The sequence below is a fragment of the Legionella sp. PC1000 genome (assembly GCF_014109805.1).
Lineage (GTDB): Bacteria > Pseudomonadota > Gammaproteobacteria > Legionellales > Legionellaceae > Legionella > Legionella resiliens.
Map to the genome: position 1 here is coordinate 380,819 of NZ_CP059400.1, position 18,531 is coordinate 399,349.

Here is an 18,531-nt window from a genome sequence, read left to right on the forward strand (position 1 = left end):
TAGTCTGGCGCAATTTCATTTTTCCCCAGACTACAATGTGTTAACAAATTTAATAAAATAAGAAGGTATAATCATGTCTATCGAAGTCAAAGTACCTGTTTTGCCTGAATCAGTTGCTGATGCAACTGTAGCTGCATGGCACAAAAAAGTAGGTGATAAAGTTACCCGTGATGAAAATTTACTGGACCTAGAAACTGACAAAGTCGTATTAGAAGTGCCTGCTCCTGCTGATGGAATATTGGCTGAAATCAAGTTTCAAGAAGGTGATACAGTACAGTCTGGCCAGTTACTAGCAAAAATAAAAGAAGGCTCTGACTCTGACGCTAAAGAAGAAAAAAAAGAAGAAAAGAAAACTGAAACGGCGAAGGAAAGTGAAGAAGCGGAACGTGATAAAGTAAGTGCGAAGGAAGATAAATCAACCAGTCCTGTAGTACGTCGCATGCTGGCAGAACATGATCTACAGCCAGGGCAAATTCAGGGCAGTGGCAAGGAGGGGCGTATTACTAAAGAGGATGTTCTCTCTTACATAGAATCCAATAGAGAAAAAACTTCTAAATCTGGAGAGAGTAAAAAAGAAGAGACACCTAAGACACCCATGGGCTTGCGTGAAGAGCGACGTGTTCCGATGACCCGTTTAAGGGCAAAAATTGCAGAGCGTTTATTGGCAGCCCAGCATAACGCGGCAATGTTGACCACATTTAACGAAGTCAATTTGAAAGCAGTGATGGACATGCGTGCTCAATATAAAGACAGTTTTGAGAAAAAACATGGGGTCAAGCTTGGATTTATGTCCTTTTTTACCAAGGCAGTTGTTGAGTCATTAAAGCGTTTTCCAGCAGTAAATGCTTCCATAGATGGCCAAGATGTGGTTTATCATGGCTTTTATGATATTGGTATTGCTGTCTCCACAGAGAGAGGCCTGGTAGTCCCCGTAATTCGAGATGCCGATCAGATGAGTATGGCAGACATTGAACTGGCAATTAACGATTCGGCTACAAAGGCCAGACAAGGCAAATTGGCTATGGAAGACATGCAAGGAGGTACCTTTACTATTACTAATGGTGGGGTATTTGGTTCGTTATTGGCTACCCCAATTATTAACCCGCCGCAAACAGGTATACTAGGAATGCATAAAATTGAAGACAGACCTGTGGTGGAAAAAGGACAAATTGTAATTCGTCCTATGATGTATGTCGCTTTATCTTATGATCATCGGTTGATTGATGGTAAAGATTCAGTACAATTTTTGGTGAGCGTTAAAGAATTATTGGAAGATCCAGCTCGCCTTTTACTTAATGTTTAATGAAATGTAACAGCGAAATCCGCATTTGACTCATAAATGTACTCATAGTAAATCCTGAGTTTCGTTTTGCCTCTCGCTCAGGATGCGATACACAAATTGATACTTATGAGTAGTGCCAGATTTTGCTTCTTTTAGAAAGGTAATTGCAATGAATTTACATGAATACCAGGCCAAACAATTATTTGCGAGCTACAATTTACCCGTTCCAAACGGCGAAGTAGCTTATAATGTTGAAGATGCAATCCAAGTGGCTTCACAGTTATCTACTGCTCGTTGGGTTGTTAAAGCCCAAGTCCACGCAGGTGGTCGAGGGAAAGCCGGTGGTGTGAAATTAGTCTCGAATAAAGATGAGTTGGCTGCAGCGGTTAAATCATTATTAGGGACTCGTTTGGTAACATACCAAACAGATGCTCATGGCCAGCCAGTTAATTGCGTGCTAATTGAAGAGACATGCGAAATCGGCCGAGAGTTATATCTTGGAGCTGTTGTTGATCGTGCTACTCGTCGTGTTGTATTCATGGCCTCTACTGAGGGTGGTGTTGAAATAGAAAAAGTGGCTGAAGAGACGCCTGAAAAAATTTTCAAGGTCATCGTCGATCCGCTTGTCGGCGTTATGCCGTTCCAATGCCGTGACGTAGGATTCAAATTGGGATTAAAGGAAGAACAAATTAAACACTTTACCCATTTGATGATGGGCTTGGGCAAGATGTTTGTTGATTGTGATTTAAGTTTATTAGAAATCAACCCATTAGTTGTAACAAAGCAAGGGCAATTAATTTGTTTGGATGGAAAAATTAACATTGACGGCAATGCCTTGTATCGTCAACCTAAATTAAAAAATATGCGTGATACGACTCAAGAAGATGAGCGCGAAAATCGTGCCAGTGACTGGGAGTTAAATTATATTCCACTCGATGGAACCATTGGTTGTATGGTGAATGGTGCGGGTCTGGCTATGGCGACTATGGATGTGATCAAGCTTCATGGTGGTGAACCGGCTAATTTCCTTGATGTGGGCGGTGGTGCTACTAAAGAACGCGTGAGTGAAGCACTGAAAATTATTGTCTCTGATGAAAAAGTCAAAGGCATTTTGGTAAATATTTTTGGTGGTATTGTTCGTTGTGATCTCATTGCTGATGGTATTCTCGCTGCAGTGAAAGAGGTCGATGTGAAAATTCCTGTAGTAGTGCGTCTTGAAGGTAATAATGCACAACTAGGTGCTGATATTTTAAATAAAAGTGATTTGAATGTGATTGCTGCAACCAGTTTAACTGATGCTGCGAAGAAGATTGTGGCAGCTGTTGCCTAATTACTAAATTTCGAGGTTAACAATGAGTGTATTAGTTAATAAACATACTAAAGTACTGTGTCAGGGTTTTACTGGAAAGCAAGGAACTTATCATTCAGAACAAGCGATTGCTTATGGCACACATATGGTAGGGGGTGTGACCCCAGGCAAAGGCGGACAAAAGCATTTAGGCTTGCCAGTATTTAATACGATGCGTGAAGCTGTTCAAGAAACCAAAGCGGAAGCCAGCGTGATTTATGTTCCGGCACCATTTTGTAAGGATTCTATTTTAGAAGCAGCAGATGCCGGCATTCAATTAATTGTTTGCATTACGGAAGGCGTTCCTGTATTAGACATGTTGCAAGTAAAAGTCTATTTGGAAAACAATACCCAAGCCCGTTTGATTGGACCTAATTGCCCTGGAATAATTACCCCAGGCGAATGCAAAATTGGGATTATGCCAGGATCAATTCATTTACCTGGTAAAGTAGGTATCGTTTCCCGGTCCGGCACTCTAACCTATGAAGCGGTGAAACAAACCACAGATAAAGGCTTTGGTCAAAGTACCTGTATTGGTATTGGAGGGGATCCGATTCCTGGAACCAGTTTTATTGATGCCTTGGCTTTATTTGAACAAGATTCTCAAACAAAAGCTATTATCATGGTAGGTGAAATTGGAGGATCTGCAGAAGAAGAGGCAGCTGAATACATTAAATCTCATGTAAGCAAGCCTGTAGTTTCCTATATCGCAGGCGTTACTGCACCTGCAGGAAAACGTATGGGACATGCTGGTGCGATTATCTCCGGTGGTAAAGGAACAGCAGCTGAAAAATACGCAGCTTTAGAAGCTGCTGGAGTAAGAACAGTACGCTCCCCAGCTGATTTGGGCGATGCAATTGCTGAAGTAACCGGCTGGTAACTCTGCTTACGTAAGTAATTGAGTTATGATGTAATCCTGGGTTAAGACAAAAGCCATACCCAGGATTATCGAGTCGCGATCTATATAACCTGGGTTATGCTGCGCTGATGCCCAATTTCTTTTTTATGGCATTTCATGACAAATTTTCGAAGCATTGCTGATATAAGACGAGAATACGGAGATCTGAATTTAAGTGAACAATCACTTCCTGAAGATCCAATTGTCCAATTTAAGCTTTGGTTTGAGGATGTTTTAAAAAATGAAAAAAATGATCCCACGGCTATGGTTCTTGCAACTGTAGACGAAAGAGGCCGTCCAGATTCTAGAGTGGTTCTGTTAAAAGGTTTGGACAGAGGGCAATTTATTTTCTATACCAATTATCAAAGTACGAAAGCAAAGCAAATTCAAAATAACCCCTATGCAGCACTTAATTTTTATTGGCCACAAATGGCAAGGCAGATACGCATTCGTGGTCAAATCGAACAGATTAACAAGGAACAATCAGATCTTTATTTTTCAACAAGACCGATCAAAAGCCAGTTCAGTGCTATTGTATCTCCGCAAAGTCAGGAAATTGGGGGCAGAGAAGCATTAGAGCATGCTTTAAATGATTTAATTCAAAAACACGGCCAAGAGCCTGTATTACGCCCTAGCTATTGGGGCGGCTATATGGTTATTCCTGAGGAAATCGAGTTTTGGCAAGGGCGTGATAACCGTTTGCACGATAGAATTCGCTATTATATAAAAGATGGGCAATGGAAGTATCATCGTTTGGCCCCTTAGCAATAGTGATATAGCCTCCCCCACTGAACTTTATAGTGCGTTGCACGCTCACTCGGCTTTAGTCCATGTATTAATATATACTCCGTTGCCTTATTCACTTGCGGCTTGTCTAGTGGGTAAGACTATATACGACCGGCAAAATTTGCCGGCAAAAAGTTAAATTCTGCCACAATTATATGTTTTATCCCTCTTTTTGTACTTACTCTATTTTTTCTGTTTTTTTTAAAGACAGAAAAACTTGGCCTGAAAATTGCTTTAATAAATAATACGATATTAATCGAACTGTTTTTGAGGTTATTTTTTTCAGAGTAAAGAAAAATTTGTCAAGAATTAGTAAATGTTTTTATTTGGTAAATAAGCGTTAACAGAAAGTCGTAAAATTATTTTAAATGTATAAATGATTAACAGTATTGATAAAAATACTGTATAAACAAATAGAGGGTATAATCATGAACGACATAACAGCCTTACTACCACATATTAAATTACGTTTCAACATTGAACATCCAAGCTACGAAGACAGCTATGCATTTGGTTATGAATGCGCACTTGCAGACGTAGCTGAGGCAGATAATCCATTTCGTAAAGGAACCCAACAAGCAGAGCACTGGCTAGAAGGCTGGTGGGATGCAATTGGTGGTGAAGAGCCTTTATTTGAATTGAATGCTCAAGAAGCAGCGGAGCTATCTAGCGAAGAAAGTGCCGCGAATGATCAAGAGTATTGCCATAAGCACGGCTTTTTATCTCTGGTAATTGAAATTAGCGGTGCAATAGCAGCTTCGGCATTAGTGGGATATCAATTATTTGAATTGGTAGCATAAATTTTGTATGCAAAACCCTTCAAGATTTTTTATTTCACGACGTGATATATGGTACTGCTTAACCCTTCATTTTTCCTCCTCCCATTTGGGAGAGGGGATTTAATGATAATTACTAATTTTTAAAAAGTTTTAATACCATGGAGCGCATTCGTGCCGTTTCTGAAGGATTAAATTCCTTATAAATTTCGCTGCCTATGTTAAGACATACGGTCACATTTTCACCAAGCCCCTTGAGCAAATCTACACCAGATAATTTAAGGATTTGAATTTTTTGGGCTATATCGCCAGCCCATGCATCAAGATAGTGCATGTCTGTGAACACCGGAAGGAAGATATGCTCTTGCTCTTGTAAAAACAATACTTTCGGTTGGTCATCTGCAGAATTTTGCTCTACTGGAATGATAAAGTTGGCTTTAATAAACTCAAGATATGCTTTATTGGCTTCTTTGGTATTTCCATTCGCATCAAGAGCTTCTTTTATTGCAAGGTTAAGCGTATTCATTTTAAGCCTTAGTTTTGATTTTAATCAAATTGAAATTGTTTTAGCAAAATTTATTGTAAGATAATACAAATTCAATGATAACACATCGAAAAAGCGATACAGCACTGTAAATTATAACCATTTTCTGTACCTATGAAAATGAAATCAAACTATGTGTTGAAATAAATGACAACCCTAGTATAATGTTGCTTTGGTTTTGCAGATTTATTGCTCACTTTTTAGATAAATATTTTAGGGTTTGTTTCTATTTCAGCTATTACTAGTGAAATGTTAACGATCTCTATCCTGGGTTGTTTTTTTGATGTGTAATTGCCAGGTAACCATTCAATTGAACAGAGCCGATTAGGGTTTTATTAACGCAGAGAGTTTATGAATAAAGTACATGAGTCTAGAGTAGAAATTTATAATCGTAAAAATTATTTAGGATTTGCTTGGTTAGTATGGGGGTTGGCTGCGGCGTTCTATTTTTCTGATTATATGGCTCGTGTTGCACCCGGAGTGATGCACCGATACTTACAAATTGACTTCGGAATTAATGAAGCGGGTTTTGGTATTTTAACTGCCTCATTTTATGTTCCATACATCCTGATGCAAATTCCTGTAGGACTGACTGTAGACCGCTTAAGTATACGTTGGCTACTTACGGTTATGTCGCTCGTGACTGCTTTTGGTTGTTGTGTTTTTGGCCTTGCAGATAGTTTACTTATGGCCTCAATAGGAAGGATGCTCATAGGCTTTAGTGCAGCCTTTGCATTTATTTGCTCTCTTAGGTTAGCTACGTCCTGGTTCCCCCCCACAATGTTAGGTTTACTTGCTGGTTTAACCCAAGCTTTAGGAATGTTAGGGGCAGCTGCAGGAGAAGCTCCTGTTTCATTTTTAGTCACTAATGTGGGATGGCGCCACAGTATGCTGATTATTGCTTTTCTCTTTATTGCACTCGCAGCTTTGTTGTATCAATTTGTACAAGATAAACCGGGAGAACATCGCAGTGAGGTACGATCTATTAATCAGATCAGTATTCTTCAGAGTTTAAAAATAATCTTATCGTGCAGACAAACGTGGCTTAATGCGCTTTATGCTGGATTTTTATTTGGACCAACGGCTGTTATTGGTGAGGCAATTGGACCTGCATACCTGCAATATGGTAGAGGATTAGGTGCGCATGCAGCTGCTTTTGCCACCGGATTAATTTTTATCGGCTGGGGTATTAGTGGTCCCTTATCAGGATGGATTTCAGATAAAATGGGACGACGTAAACCTTTAATGATCCTTTCAGCCTGTTTTGGTGTACTTTTTACAACTCTATTTGTGTACAGTTCTAATTTAAGTCAAAATTCGGCTTATTTACTGTTCTTTCTTTTCGGTTTAACGAACACGGGTGTTGCTATTGCTTATGCTGTTTCAACAGAGATACATGATAGAAATGTAGTGGGAACCTCAATTGCATTTACCAATATGATATCGATTTTCGTAGGAGCTTCATTACAACCTTTAGTTGGACGATTGGTTGATATGGTATCTGGTGCACGTGCTTATAACGTTGAATCATTATTGCTCTCTGATTTCCAAGCGGGTTTAAAATTATTGCCTCTTTGTTCCATAATCGCACTGGTATTGGCTTTTACTGTTAAAGAAACCTATTGTAAGCCAGTGAACCATTCCTAAGCGCTTGGTATTTTTTTATTGATATAAAAAATAGCTACACCTGTTTTTTTACAAGCGCGTATCGCACTCAGATGTTATTTACTGCTATACTTTCAGCTGCAGTTTTGCTGCATGCGAATTAATAACATGGAGAAGAGAATGAAAAAATTAACAGGATTAATAATTATCCTGGCCGTTCTAATTCTAGGCGGGTATTATGGCATGGGCTTTCTTACTGAAAGAACGATTAGAAAAAATATAGAAGTAATTGACCAATCTAATGGGCTTTATGCTGAAATCGAGCAATACAAAAGAGGATTATTTGATTCCGAAGCCCAAATTAAATGGCAGTTACATATTCCAGAGCGCATAGTAAAAGATGAGAATGGACAACCTCAAACTCTTCCTGCCCAAGACTATAATATGGCAATGCCACTAACAATCCATCATGGTCCTATTATTTATGCTAATAATAAATTGCGTTTTGGATTGGGTTATGCTGAGGCAGTTTTCCCATTCCCAGAACAGTATAACCAGCAATTTGATACTCAATTTGCCAAAGAATCAACTAAGCCAAAGTTGGATCTAAGTATTTTCGTTAATTATCTGAACGAAAGTACTGTAGATTTCAAAGTTCCCGATTTTAAATTAATTGCCAAAGATGGTTCCGGTCACCTTGAATGGTTAGGTATGGATTCAAGCACAAAAATGTCTTCAGGAATGGGTAAAGTTGCAGGTAAAGTTGTCTTGGATGGTCTGAATGCTACCAAAGACGATACTAAAATCACTTTAAGCAAAGTATCGAGTGATTACGATTTACATGAAACACCTGCTGGATTGTATCTGGGTGATGCAAACTTCTCTCTACCTTCTTTTAATGTCTATGTTAAAGATCAAAAGATGTTTGCAATCAATGATCTCACAATCAGATCAGATAGTGATATTGAACAGCATCTTTTTAACACCAACTTCAATTTGACTTTAAAATCAGTATTAGCGAATGGCCAGAATTACGGCCCAGGAGAATTGCAAGTTGCTTTAAGAAACATTGATGCAGATGTACTTGCTAAAATCAATGAACAAACAACAGCAATGCAAAATGGCAACGATATGCAACGCCAACAAGCAATGCTGGCTCTTCTTCCTGAAGTACCCAAATTATTTAACAAGGGTGCAGAATTTGAAATCCCCAAACTTAGCTTCACGATTCCACAAGGACAGATTGAAGGAAATATGTTTGTAACTTTGCCTAAAGGTGAAAATGCCAATCCATTTGAAATGATGCAAAAGATTCAAGGCAAAGCAAGGCTGCAAGTACCCGCAGAGGCAGTAAAAGCAGTTATGAAACAATCAGTGCTTCAGCAAATTGCTAAAAAGCCTGATTTACAACAAACCCTAACGCAGCAATTGCAAGCGAGTCAGACAGCAGGCCAGCCAAATCAGCCAGCTGCTCCAGCTCCAACTCCTGAGCAATTAGCAGAAATGCAAACAAATAAACAAATAAATGCATTACAACAAAATGGCTTAATTACAGCTCAGGGTACAGACTTTGTAATTGAGGTAAGTTTGGATCAAGGTAAATTTACAATTAATGGTAAACCTTATGATCCTTCAATGATGAAATTTTAAGATACAACTGGAGCATTTTTGTAAGGAGTAGATAGTAAAAAGCAACCTACTCCTTATAAGAACTTTTTGAACTGATATTGAACATTATATATTGATTATTAATACAGTTTTTTCTGTTCTACCCTTGTTTCAACGGGTTTGTTTCGGTAATATACTGTTTTTAAAAGGAGGAGCTAATAATAATGACAACAATCAGTAATGAAGTAGTGGACAACACCGCTTCTCTCGCCGAAAGCGTAACTCTTTCAGTGCAAAAATATTTTTCTGAGCTTAAGGGAACTGATCCTGTTGACTTATACCAGTTTGTACTTGAAGAAATTGAAACACCATTGTTTCGTGCAGTGATGGAGCATTGCAAGTACAATCAGTCACGAGCAGCAATTATGCTGGGGATTAGTCGTGGAACTTTGAGGACTAAATTACGTCGATATTTCGATGATAAATATGTTGGTACTCGAGACTAAACAGAAATTTAAATTAGAGGAGCTGATAAGCTCCTTTTTTTTAACTGAAATTTTATAATAGTTCATGGGCGTTTTATGACCAGAGCCAAATCTGACTTTCCACGAGGATTAAAGCACGACCTTTGAACAGAAAGTATAGTCTGGCTGCTTGCAACCAGGATCAAACATAATTTTAATTGGGTCGAGGTGAAAACATCCAAATTGCTGGAGGAGCGGATTCATCTTTGAATGGAGAAGAAAAGCCCGTTTGCAAGCAAACAGGCTACGCTTGTCGCTGGGGAATCCTAGCAGATTTTCATCAAAGAGCCAGGCTACACGTTTTTAGTTATTCGGCGAACATCGAGCTTACAGATTCTTCTATATTAACTCGTTTGATGGCTTGCGCGAGCATATCAGACAGGCTTACAACACGAATTTTTTCACATTTACGTGCTTCATCAGATAGAGGAATCGTGTCCGTGACTACAATTTCATCAAGACCTGAATTTTTAATATTATTAACTGCAGGACCAGATAAAACCGGATGAGTTATATACGCCCTAACACTATGCGCTCCGTTTTTCTTAAGCTCATGGGCTGCAGAACAAAGCGTTCCAGCGGTATCAACAATATCATCAACAATAATGCAATTTTTATTCTTGGGTTCACCAATAATATGCATTACTTCAGATTTATTAGGGCCACTCCGGCGTTTATCTATAATGCATAATTCTGCATGGTCAAGACGTTTCGCAACGGCTCGAGCTCTAACAACACCGCCAACATCAGGAGAGACTACCATTATATTTTTTAAGTTTTGCTTTGTTATATCTTCGAGGAGTATCGGAGTTGCATAAACGTTATCCACTGGCATGTAGAAAAAACCCTGGATCTGATCAGCATGCAGGTCTACTGTAAGCACTCTACAGATACCTACAGATGCCATCATGTCAGCAACAACTTTTGCTGTAATAGGAACACGTGCTGAGCGAACTCGACGATCCTGGCGGGCATAACCAAAATAAGGAACTACGGCAGTGATACGAGAAGCAGAGGATCTTCTTAGCGCATCAGCCATTGTCAAGAGTTCCATTAGGTTATCATTTGATGGAGCACAAGTTGATTGGATTATAAAAACGTCTCTACCACGGACATTCTCTAGGATCTCAATCATTGTCTCCCCATCGCTAAAAGTACCAACGGTTGCTTGGCCAATAGGTATTTTCAAATGAGAAGAAATTTGTTGAGCTAATTCCGGATTTGCGTTTCCGGCAAAAATCATCATAGTGGACATGTGTAAAAAGCCTTTAGATCTAGGTTAATCATTTAAACTTAAACACATAGCAGAAGACAGCCAAAAAGATATTATTATTATTTGAGCATTACAAGAACGCATCCTTCTAGGTTATCTTCTGCTGTCTGTTTACTTGAATCAACAAGAATGTGGCAGGGGTGCTAGGATTCGAACCTAGGTATGCAGGGATCAAAACCCTGTGCCTTACCGCTTGGCGACACCCCTAAATTTGCAGATTCTTACAATCATCCATTATTAAAAATTGCGCTCATCCCTGCAAATGTGTTGCGTATTTTGCAGTGGTTTTAGGAACATGTCAACTTTGAAAGCAATAATTTTTTATATTTTTTAAGCAAGAAGAGTGGTTGACTTTATTGTTAGAATGTCATATTAGCATTGAAACAGGTCAGTAGAAACGAAATTCAGAAAAATCTCCGAATTTCGTTTTATCAGAATCCAAGAGCAAATCGGTCTTAAACAGTCCAATTTTGAATAGCTACTTTAACCATTACTCCATTTCCTTCGAGGCGAATCAAACTTGGCAGGTCAACTCCTCTGACTGAAGTGTATTTAGTGAAATTAATTGTATAGCCACTTTGTCTCAATTGTACTAAGTGATTGTATTCATCACGCTGCTCCGATTGAACAGGACCTGGTGCGGGTAACCCTCTTACCCAATAGTAAAGATTATTTACAGGAAGTCTGATTCCAGTTTGCTCTGCTAAGAGTTGATCAGGGTTATGAGACGTGATTCTTTTAGGCCCATCTTGGAAGGTAATGGTGTTGCCTTTTTTGTTAATAAGAACGGTACCAGCCCCTAAAGGACCCATTAGGCGGATTTGATAGGCGCCAGGACCGCTTTGTTTCCAGTTCATGGCCGCCGACCATCCTTTATTTTTATTTTTTGCAGCCATGGACCCACGAATTTCCCAGGAGGAAACCGTTGCTGTTTTTGCTTTGCGTTGTTCTACGGACATCACTTTATTTTCTGCTCCGGACATCGCTTTGTTTTGTTCTGATGGGAGGTTTTTGTTTTCAGGCACTTCCCCTGCAGGTCGAGGAGGGGCACAGGCTGCTGTTAAGAAGCAAAAGGAAATTAGTACTAATCGTTTCATATTATTCATTTATCACCTCAAGTCCTTTTTTGTAGTTTTTCAATTAACAATACGCTAGACTGTACGCATATGCAATCAGTCTTAATCAATATGAAATTAAAGGCAATTTATCCTGGTACTTTTGACCCTGTTACTAATGGACATGTTGATATTATTACTCGTGCGGCTAAGATTTTTCCAGACATTCTCGTAGCTGTGGCGAGCAATAAAGCAAAACATCCTTTTTTACCGCTCGAGACGAGAATCAAACTTGTAGAAGAGGCGGTTGCAGAGTTACCCGGAGTTCGCGTACTTGGATTTGATATTCTTTTAATAGATTTTGTATTGGAACAAAATGCTGGAATTATCTTACGAGGTTTGCGCGCGGTTTCTGATTTTGAGTATGAATTTCAACTGGCTGGGATGAATAGGAAATTATCGAAGCAAATAGAAACGATATTCTTAACCCCATCAGAAAATTTTATGTACATTTCGTCTACTCTGGTGCGTGAAATTGCACTTTTAAATGGAGATATCTCTCAATTTGTGCCTTCTTGTGTCGTAAGGGAACTCCAAAAGAGACAGGGTGAACATGGAACGTCAAAAATTATTTAAGGCTTTTTGCCTGATTACACTATGCATCAATTTTTTGTTTTATCTCCCTACCCATACTTTTGCCGACCAAAATCACATCCTTCCTCCTGGTTATGCTGTAGCTAGTGCAAATCCATTGGCAACTAATGCCGGACTTGAAATTTTAGCCAATGGTGGAAATGCTTTTGATGCAGCAGTAGCTGTGTCTGCGGTATTAGCTGTAGTTGAACCCTATCATTCAGGACTGGGGGGCGGTGGGTTTTGGCTGCTGCATCAAGAAAATCCTCATAAAAACGTCTTTATTGATGGGAGGGAAACAGCTCCTTTGGCGGCAAAAAAAAACATGTATTTGACGCCTGACGGGAGTGTGATACCCGGGTTATCCTTAAATGGAGGTCTAGCCGCAGCGATTCCTGGAGAACCTGCAGCGTTGGTATATATTGCCAAAAATTATGGGCGACTACCTTTGGCAAAAACATTAGCTCCTGCAATCAAGTTAGCACAAGAAGGTTTTTTGGTTGATAAGCAATTAAATTTTTTTTTAAAGAGCGCAGACCGATTAGAGCAAATCAAGAAGTATCCTTCCACAGCCAAAATTTTCCTAAATAATGGAGCTCCTTATCTCATTGGGGAGCGTTTAATTCAAACTGATTTAGCAAATACTTTGAAGCAAATTGCCGCGAAAGGAGAGCAAGGGTTTTATGCTGGAGAAGTGGCGGAGCGTTTAGTTAAGGGAGTTAATGATGCAGGAGGTATATGGACACTTGAGGATTTAGCTAAATATCGTATCAAGATCAGGGAGCCATTGATAGGTGCGTATCATAATATGTTAATTATTACCGCACCTCCGCCTTCAGCAGGGGGTATTGCCTTATTGACCATGTTGAATATATTGTCTCACTATACTTTATCTTCATTATCAAAAGTGCAATCGATACATTACCTTGTAGAATCCATGCGCCTTGCATATTGGCAACGCGAACAGTTTTTGGGTGACCCTGATTTTATCACTATCCCCGTTGAAAAGTTAATTTCCGCAGAAAACGGAAAACAGCTCAGTACACTAATTCCTCCCCAGAAAGCGATTGCTAGTACTGTTTTGCAGAAGCAGGTGAAGAATCCTCAAGGGAAACAAAACAATTCTACGAATACGACTCATATTTCTATTATTGATACTGAGGGTAATCGTGTTTCTGCGACCCTGACTATAAATTACATCTTTGGCTCCAGCGTTGTAGCCGAAGGAACCGGTGTTTTGTTAAATGATGAGATGGATGATTTTTCCAGCAAAGTGGGTGAAGAAAATGTTTTTGGTATTGTAGGGGCAGATAAAAATGAAATTGCACCCGGGAAAAGACCATTATCCAGCATGACACCTACTTTTCTTGAATTACCAGGACGTGTCGCCATTTTGGGAACTCCCGGAGGCAGTCGTATCCCTACTATGGTTTTAATTGCATCATTAGTGTTTCATGATGCCTACGGTGCAATTAGTATGGTTTCGGCGATGCGCTTTCATCATCAGTATTTACCGGATACATTGCAGTTTGAGCCGGATACTTTTCCTGCGCCAATTCAAGAAGAATTAAAAGCTATGGGGTATCATCTAATGCAATTAGGGCAATATTATGGGGACATGCAAGCAATTACCTGGGATAAGCAAACCAATATCTTAACTGCAGCCTCTGATCCGAGATTTATAGGATTGGCAGCGTCTATAGTGAACACGCCAAGCGGATACGGAGTAAAATTCTAGGGTCGTTTACATTGTACTATCTTGGCCAAACTGTTCTGATTTTCTGCGTTCCGACGCTCACATACTGATGTATTCTGCGCTTTTTTCAACCTGAGCCTAAACCTGACGTTCTACCAATAGCGTTCTGGCATGCTGGGCTGAAAAAGCCCAGCAACGATTGTGCATCTTGGCATTATTACCGGGCTTTTCAGCCCAGGCTGCGATGCAATTATGACGGGTTTTCTCCAATCAGCTTTTTTATTTCTGCAAAAGTGTGCTGAATGAGCTTTTCTTTATTCTCAAGGGTAAATTGTGCGGCATCAATAGGCTTACCTATATGTATTTCAGCTTTTTGTTTTAGATGAAAATTAAAAGTTCGTGCTGGTAAAATATTATTGGCACCACGTATTCCTATAGGAATAATTGTTGCCTTGGATTGGATTGCAGTAATAAATCCTCCTTTTTTAAACGAACCAAGCTTTCCATCTTTGGAGCGAGTTCCTTCAGGAGCAATCCACATAACAATACCGCTTTCCATTAATTGCTGCGCATACGCCAAGTCTTTAATCGCTTGATATTTATTTTTTCGATCAATAAAAGGGAATTCTGCAGCTTTCATCGCTTTACCCATTAAGGGAATTTTTGCGAGTTCCTTTTTTGACAACATCCGAATGGAATGATTTGGAAATGCTTTAAATGCAAGAGGAATATCATAAGCGCTTGAGTGATTGCACATAATAATTGTAGCTTTTCCTGGTTGCGGCTGGACATTAAACGGGTTTATCACTTTATACTCTACTTGTACAGCATTCAGTAACTGATCAATCCAATGGTGTAGCGCATTATCTGTCCATTGCCGGCTTATGGTGCTAAAAAAATATTTAAAGAGACAGCGCGTACTGGTAACTGCCGTATAAAAAATGATATTGCAAAGAATCCATGCGGTTCGTAATTGATTTGTTCTCATTCGCGTTAAGACTAAGTGAATTAGCGGTAATATAACGCAAGTTGATTCGCTTGCACAGATAGTTTTTAAGAAGTCTAAATGTATCTATGGGATTGGCAATAGGCTTTGCCCCAATCGAAACACGATAAATTTAAAAAAATCCTACTGCCCTGCCTACGGTATTGATGAATGAGTCATCGGGGAGGACCGCATGAATATCAAAACCATTCGACATAATTTTATCCTCACCCCAACGTTCGTCCATGTAATATCGATATCGAGTTCCATGTAAATGACTAATAGCTCCTATTTTTTCTCTTATCCCATGCCTTCTTTCATCTTCAATGAGTTCAAAATACCGTAAATTGTAATAAAGATTTTCAGGCATGAGTTCCTTCGCTTTTTTAAAGTAGGGAATGGACTCTTGCTTTTTCTCCTCAAAATAAACAAGGGTATCGGCGAGTAAATAATAAATTTTCGCGAGGATTTGACGCATTTCCTTTGATTTTGGCTCATTAATAGTAATAAAAGTTTTAAGCTCGTTCTTCAAATCGTCAATTTCATTTTTATGCACTTTAATAAAATCAACACGGGCGCTTAAACTGTCGTTATAATCAATAGGCACACCAAGTTGGGCAATCAGACAATCAATTTTTCGTAATAATAACTTATTTAATTGATTATAGACTTCCTTTAATGTCGTGTTGCTATTGAGAAATAGAAATTCACTGAGTCGATGTTGCGCTTTGCTTAATTGGGTTCGATCGGATTCTTTCACCGGGTGCTCTAATTCATCGATCGCCAAAAGCGTGGCCGCATAACTTAAAGTCGCCTCCCTGATTAGCGAATCGTGTGGTTGGATACTCACTATTTTTTTAGCCAGCTCTATTTGTTCTTCAGCCATTTGCAGTGCTTCTTTTGTCTTTTTATAGAGCAATGCTTCTTTTATCTGTGATGCATTTGTATTGAATTGAGTAAAATAATATTCACGCAAGCGTTCAAGCTTAAACTTATTAAATTTGAGGTTTTGACTGTTTCGATACAAAACATCAGCGTCCTGAAAACGATGACTTTCCATAGCGAGGTCAAATTGATATAGAGTCCACTCTTCTCTCATCATGATGTCGTGCATGGAATTGTCCTGATCTAAAATTTGGGGTTCAAGTCTGACTGCTTGAGCTAAATACTCGAGGGTTTGATTGCCAGTGAAGAACTGGGTTAATCTCCATTTACTTTTTTCTTTTTTAGCGTCCTCTAAATAACTTTTGGCTACTTGGGTACGTAATTCAGGATATGATATTAAGTAAACTATTTGTTCTTCATAGCTAAAATTGTTTTGTATATAATTAACTGCTTTTTGTTGATCTTCTTTGTTCGTTGATAAGAATAATGCACTAATGAGTTCCATCGCATTGATTAATGCTTGAGGGTCAGTTTCTTCTTGGGTTAAGTAAAAATCAATAAATTCTTCCTTAAATTTTTTTTTGACTTCTGGAGACCACTCCAATGCTTCATAAAATTGTTGTTGTGAAGCCAGGGATTGTGCATAGGTTTTGGCAAAAAGACTGGATTTAAAACAATCTATTTTGCTGACATGTTGGCGGTAATAATTAATTTGGCGAATTGCAGCATCAATTGTTTCATTGTCTTGGGGATCGATGGCAGGAAGCAAATAAGCCAGAGATTCTCGTATAAAGGCTTGACCAAAAGGGTAGTTCCTCCGGATGGATTCATTGAGTTCAGGAAAGGCAGGTGAATGCGCAATGAAATAACTAACTAATAATTGCTGGAGTTCATTAGAAGTTTGATTTGTTCTTGGTAAATGGACTAAGCGTATAAAATTTGTGGAAATTGGAAATCCATCATTGCATTTACTCAATTCTTTAGATTTAAAACCCTTTAGGTAGCCGGCATAGGCAATTTTACCTAAAGTCATTTCAATGCGATTAGGATGGCAATGATTCTCAAAACCCAACCAGCCTTTAAATGATTCAAAAAGAGTACGAAACCAACTGACCTGAAAAACATCGACTCCATCTGTGTAGAGTCTTTGCCGGGGACATGAAGCAATTTCTCGCCAAAACATTCGATATTCATCTTCATCAAAATCATAAATAAGAAAGTCTGGAAGATGCACTGTTCCTTTTACTTGATATTGTTCAGCGATATGTCTTGCTAATCTTAAACGTAACATAAAAAAATCCCAGGAAAATTAGGCAATTACATGGTAATTTAAAATCAAGTATTGGGCAATTAAGTTATAGAATGAACAAACTTAATTGGATGTTTCATTTTGACATTGGGGACAAAAAAAGGAATTACGTCCAGAAATTACCACCGATTCAATAGGCTGTTGACAGAGCAAGCACGGTTTATTTTTTCGGCCATATACTTTAAGCGAGATACTAAAATAACCCGGTTTGCCATCAAAAGCATAAAAATCACGTAGGGTAGTGCCACCACATAATATAGCCTGTTTAAGTACCTCTTTAATCTGTTTGGTGAGCATATAACACGCTTCTTCTGAAAGCATTTTCGCTGGGGTATTAGGATGGATATGCGCTAGGAAAAGGCTTTCTGTAGCATAAATATTGCCTACACCCACCACAACTTCACTATCCATAATTAATGATTTAATCGGTTTGTTCTTATTTTGAGCTTTTTGAAAGAGGTAATGACCATTGAATTCCTCACGAAGAGGTTCGGGACCTAAATGGCTAAGTAATCGATGTTGATACGGGTTTTCATTGATGTACAGGAATAAACCAAAACGCCTGGGATCACAGAATCGGAGTACGAGCTCGTTTGCCATCGTTAAGAGAATGTGATCATGCTTTTCTGGCTGGCTTTTATCCGCTACGATACCCAGGTGACCTGACATTCCCAGATGAATTAAAAGATATCCTTCTGAGAGCTGGATTAGAATGTATTTTGCCCTACGAGAAACAGCAATTATTCTTTTGCCTGCACATAATTGATCCAAGTTGTCGGGAACCGCGATGCGGAGTTGAGAATTGCGGACGATGATTTGTTTAATTGTCTGCCCTTCCAGATGGGATTTAATTCCTTCTTTTGTCGTTTCGACTTCAGGTAATTCGGGCATTATTTTTTATCGTCATGTTCAATAATTCTACCCTGACTTTTATTAATCTCTTCTGTTTTAGTCGAGTGGCTTGGGAACAAATATTGTTTTATTGTCGCGACCAACCAAAGGATTCCTCCTATGAGAAGGCCCCAAACCAAAACATACGAGAACATAAATAACAGACCAAAAAATAGTGCAATAGCAACTCCGGCTACCAAGAAAGGCACCAAATTTTCAAAAATTTTTCCTAAAGGAGATTTTTCGTTCATAACATAATTTCCTATCTTATTATTTATTAATTATCGGCTACATAATGAAATGTTGCAACGTAAAGAGTAAAATTGTGTTATCCTTAGTATGATGGTATAAGGATTTTTTAAATTCTTACATTGAGTACCTAACTAAAGGATGAGTTTTTTCTTAATTTGCATTTTTGCATTTGAAGTGGAGC

17 protein-coding genes and 1 tRNA gene are annotated in these 18,531 nt (G+C 38.8%); 10 read left to right on the plus strand and 8 right to left on the minus strand.

From position 1 onward, the window contains the following. Positions 1-73 precede the first annotated feature (73 nt). From odhB to FOLKNPGA_RS01730, 5 genes are all read left to right on the plus strand, one after another. Positions 74-1,303, plus strand: coding sequence for a 2-oxoglutarate dehydrogenase complex dihydrolipoyllysine-residue succinyltransferase (gene odhB, locus FOLKNPGA_RS01710; RefSeq protein WP_182351460.1), 1,230 nt, complete (start codon positions 74-76; stop codon positions 1,301-1,303). Between the two features lie 148 nt (positions 1,304-1,451). After that, the gene (sucC, locus tag FOLKNPGA_RS01715; RefSeq protein WP_182351461.1) at positions 1,452-2,612 is read left to right on the plus strand and encodes an ADP-forming succinate--CoA ligase subunit beta; all 1,161 of its coding nucleotides are present in this window, start codon (positions 1,452-1,454) and stop codon (positions 2,610-2,612) included. A gap of 22 nt (positions 2,613-2,634) precedes the next feature. Next, positions 2,635-3,510 (plus strand): succinate--CoA ligase subunit alpha, encoded by an 876-nt coding sequence (gene sucD, locus FOLKNPGA_RS01720; protein WP_182351462.1) that lies wholly within the window; start codon positions 2,635-2,637, stop codon positions 3,508-3,510. Between the two features lie 135 nt (positions 3,511-3,645). Next, complete coding sequence (gene pdxH / locus FOLKNPGA_RS01725) at positions 3,646-4,293, plus strand: pyridoxamine 5'-phosphate oxidase (protein WP_182351463.1); 648 nt, start codon at positions 3,646-3,648, stop codon at positions 4,291-4,293. 449 nt (positions 4,294-4,742) lie between these two features. After that, positions 4,743-5,114, plus strand: coding sequence for a transmission trait enhancer LetE (locus FOLKNPGA_RS01730; protein ID WP_182351464.1), 372 nt, complete (start codon positions 4,743-4,745; stop codon positions 5,112-5,114). Positions 5,115-5,226: 112 nt separating this feature from the next. On the opposite strand, the gene FOLKNPGA_RS01735 is transcribed toward FOLKNPGA_RS01730, so the two are convergent. Then, a complete protein-coding gene (locus tag FOLKNPGA_RS01735) occupies positions 5,227-5,616 on the minus strand; it encodes an SseB family protein (protein ID WP_182351465.1) in 390 nt (129 codons plus the stop codon). Positions 5,617-5,985: 369 nt separating this feature from the next. Between FOLKNPGA_RS01735 and FOLKNPGA_RS01740 the strand changes: the two genes are divergently transcribed. From FOLKNPGA_RS01740 to FOLKNPGA_RS01750, 3 genes are all read left to right on the plus strand, one after another. Next, complete coding sequence (locus FOLKNPGA_RS01740; RefSeq protein WP_182351466.1) at positions 5,986-7,281, plus strand: MFS transporter; 1,296 nt, start codon at positions 5,986-5,988, stop codon at positions 7,279-7,281. Positions 7,282-7,419: 138 nt separating this feature from the next. Continuing rightward, positions 7,420-8,889 carry a YdgA family protein gene (locus FOLKNPGA_RS01745; protein WP_182351467.1) on the plus strand — a complete coding sequence of 490 codons (1,470 nt, stop codon included), beginning with the start codon at positions 7,420-7,422 and terminating at the stop codon, positions 8,887-8,889. A 182-nt stretch (positions 8,890-9,071) separates the two neighbouring features. Continuing rightward, complete coding sequence (locus FOLKNPGA_RS01750) at positions 9,072-9,353, plus strand: helix-turn-helix domain-containing protein (protein ID WP_003633193.1); 282 nt, start codon at positions 9,072-9,074, stop codon at positions 9,351-9,353. Positions 9,354-9,678: 325 nt separating this feature from the next. Here FOLKNPGA_RS01750 and FOLKNPGA_RS01755 read toward each other — a convergent pair whose 3' ends face one another. From FOLKNPGA_RS01755 to lolB, 3 genes are all read right to left on the minus strand, one after another. Next, positions 9,679-10,626, minus strand: a complete 948-nt coding sequence (locus FOLKNPGA_RS01755) for a ribose-phosphate pyrophosphokinase (protein WP_182351468.1) — start codon at positions 10,624-10,626, stop codon at positions 9,679-9,681. A gap of 150 nt (positions 10,627-10,776) precedes the next feature. Further along, positions 10,777-10,851 (minus strand) — tRNA-Gln (locus FOLKNPGA_RS01760). A 248-nt stretch (positions 10,852-11,099) separates the two neighbouring features. Beyond that, entirely contained in the window at positions 11,100-11,750 is a 651-nt protein-coding gene (lolB, locus tag FOLKNPGA_RS01765) for a lipoprotein insertase outer membrane protein LolB (protein WP_182351469.1), read from the minus strand. 60 nt (positions 11,751-11,810) lie between these two features. On the opposite strand from lolB, the gene coaD reads away from it, so the two are divergent. Beyond that, a complete protein-coding gene (gene coaD, locus FOLKNPGA_RS01770) occupies positions 11,811-12,335 on the plus strand; it encodes a pantetheine-phosphate adenylyltransferase (protein WP_182351470.1) in 525 nt (174 codons plus the stop codon). Next, complete coding sequence (gene ggt, locus FOLKNPGA_RS01775; protein ID WP_182351471.1) at positions 12,313-14,070, plus strand: gamma-glutamyltransferase; 1,758 nt, start codon at positions 12,313-12,315, stop codon at positions 14,068-14,070. The genes coaD and ggt overlap by 23 nt, the downstream gene beginning before the upstream one ends. Positions 14,071-14,278: 208 nt before the next feature. On the opposite strand, the gene FOLKNPGA_RS01780 is transcribed toward ggt, so the two are convergent. The 4 genes from FOLKNPGA_RS01780 to FOLKNPGA_RS01795 form a co-directional block, all read right to left on the minus strand. Continuing rightward, complete coding sequence (locus FOLKNPGA_RS01780) at positions 14,279-15,016, minus strand: 1-acyl-sn-glycerol-3-phosphate acyltransferase (RefSeq protein WP_182351472.1); 738 nt, start codon at positions 15,014-15,016, stop codon at positions 14,279-14,281. Positions 15,017-15,146: 130 nt separating this feature from the next. Continuing rightward, positions 15,147-17,189 carry a hypothetical protein gene (locus FOLKNPGA_RS01785; protein ID WP_182351473.1) on the minus strand — a complete coding sequence of 681 codons (2,043 nt, stop codon included), beginning with the start codon at positions 17,187-17,189 and terminating at the stop codon, positions 15,147-15,149. An 81-nt stretch (positions 17,190-17,270) separates the two neighbouring features. Continuing rightward, on the minus strand, positions 17,271-18,098 hold the full coding sequence (mutM, locus tag FOLKNPGA_RS01790; RefSeq protein WP_182351474.1) for a bifunctional DNA-formamidopyrimidine glycosylase/DNA-(apurinic or apyrimidinic site) lyase: 828 nt from the start codon (positions 18,096-18,098) through the stop codon (positions 17,271-17,273). Beyond that, positions 18,098-18,349, minus strand: a complete 252-nt coding sequence (locus FOLKNPGA_RS01795; RefSeq protein ID WP_182351475.1) for a hypothetical protein — start codon at positions 18,347-18,349, stop codon at positions 18,098-18,100. Before FOLKNPGA_RS01795 ends, mutM begins: the two co-directional genes overlap by 1 nt. Between the last annotated feature and the right edge of the window lie 182 nt (positions 18,350-18,531).

Excerpts from the sequence above, each read along its gene's own strand:
- odhB (WP_182351460.1), top strand. The coding sequence starts at position 74 with ATGTCTATCGAAGTCAAAGTACCTGTTTTGCCTGAATCAGTTGCTGAT.
- sucC (WP_182351461.1), top strand. The coding sequence starts at position 1,452 with ATGAATTTACATGAATACCAGGCCAAACAATTATTTGCGAGCTACAAT.
- sucD (WP_182351462.1), top strand. The coding sequence starts at position 2,635 with ATGAGTGTATTAGTTAATAAACATACTAAAGTACTGTGTCAGGGTTTT.
- pdxH (WP_182351463.1), top strand. The coding sequence starts at position 3,646 with ATGACAAATTTTCGAAGCATTGCTGATATAAGACGAGAATACGGAGAT.
- FOLKNPGA_RS01730 (WP_182351464.1), top strand. The coding sequence starts at position 4,743 with ATGAACGACATAACAGCCTTACTACCACATATTAAATTACGTTTCAAC.
- FOLKNPGA_RS01735 (WP_182351465.1), bottom strand. The coding sequence starts at position 5,616 with ATGAATACGCTTAACCTTGCAATAAAAGAAGCTCTTGATGCGAATGGA.
- FOLKNPGA_RS01740 (WP_182351466.1), top strand. The coding sequence starts at position 5,986 with ATGAATAAAGTACATGAGTCTAGAGTAGAAATTTATAATCGTAAAAAT.
- FOLKNPGA_RS01745 (WP_182351467.1), top strand. The coding sequence starts at position 7,420 with ATGAAAAAATTAACAGGATTAATAATTATCCTGGCCGTTCTAATTCTA.
- FOLKNPGA_RS01750 (WP_003633193.1), top strand. The coding sequence starts at position 9,072 with ATGACAACAATCAGTAATGAAGTAGTGGACAACACCGCTTCTCTCGCC.
- FOLKNPGA_RS01755 (WP_182351468.1), bottom strand. The coding sequence starts at position 10,626 with ATGTCCACTATGATGATTTTTGCCGGAAACGCAAATCCGGAATTAGCT.
- lolB (WP_182351469.1), bottom strand. The coding sequence starts at position 11,750 with ATGAATAATATGAAACGATTAGTACTAATTTCCTTTTGCTTCTTAACA.
- coaD (WP_182351470.1), top strand. The coding sequence starts at position 11,811 with ATGCAATCAGTCTTAATCAATATGAAATTAAAGGCAATTTATCCTGGT.
- ggt (WP_182351471.1), top strand. The coding sequence starts at position 12,313 with ATGGAACGTCAAAAATTATTTAAGGCTTTTTGCCTGATTACACTATGC.
- FOLKNPGA_RS01780 (WP_182351472.1), bottom strand. The coding sequence starts at position 15,016 with ATGAGAACAAATCAATTACGAACCGCATGGATTCTTTGCAATATCATT.
- FOLKNPGA_RS01785 (WP_182351473.1), bottom strand. The coding sequence starts at position 17,189 with ATGTTACGTTTAAGATTAGCAAGACATATCGCTGAACAATATCAAGTA.
- mutM (WP_182351474.1), bottom strand. The coding sequence starts at position 18,098 with ATGCCCGAATTACCTGAAGTCGAAACGACAAAAGAAGGAATTAAATCC.
- FOLKNPGA_RS01795 (WP_182351475.1), bottom strand. The coding sequence starts at position 18,349 with ATGAACGAAAAATCTCCTTTAGGAAAAATTTTTGAAAATTTGGTGCCT.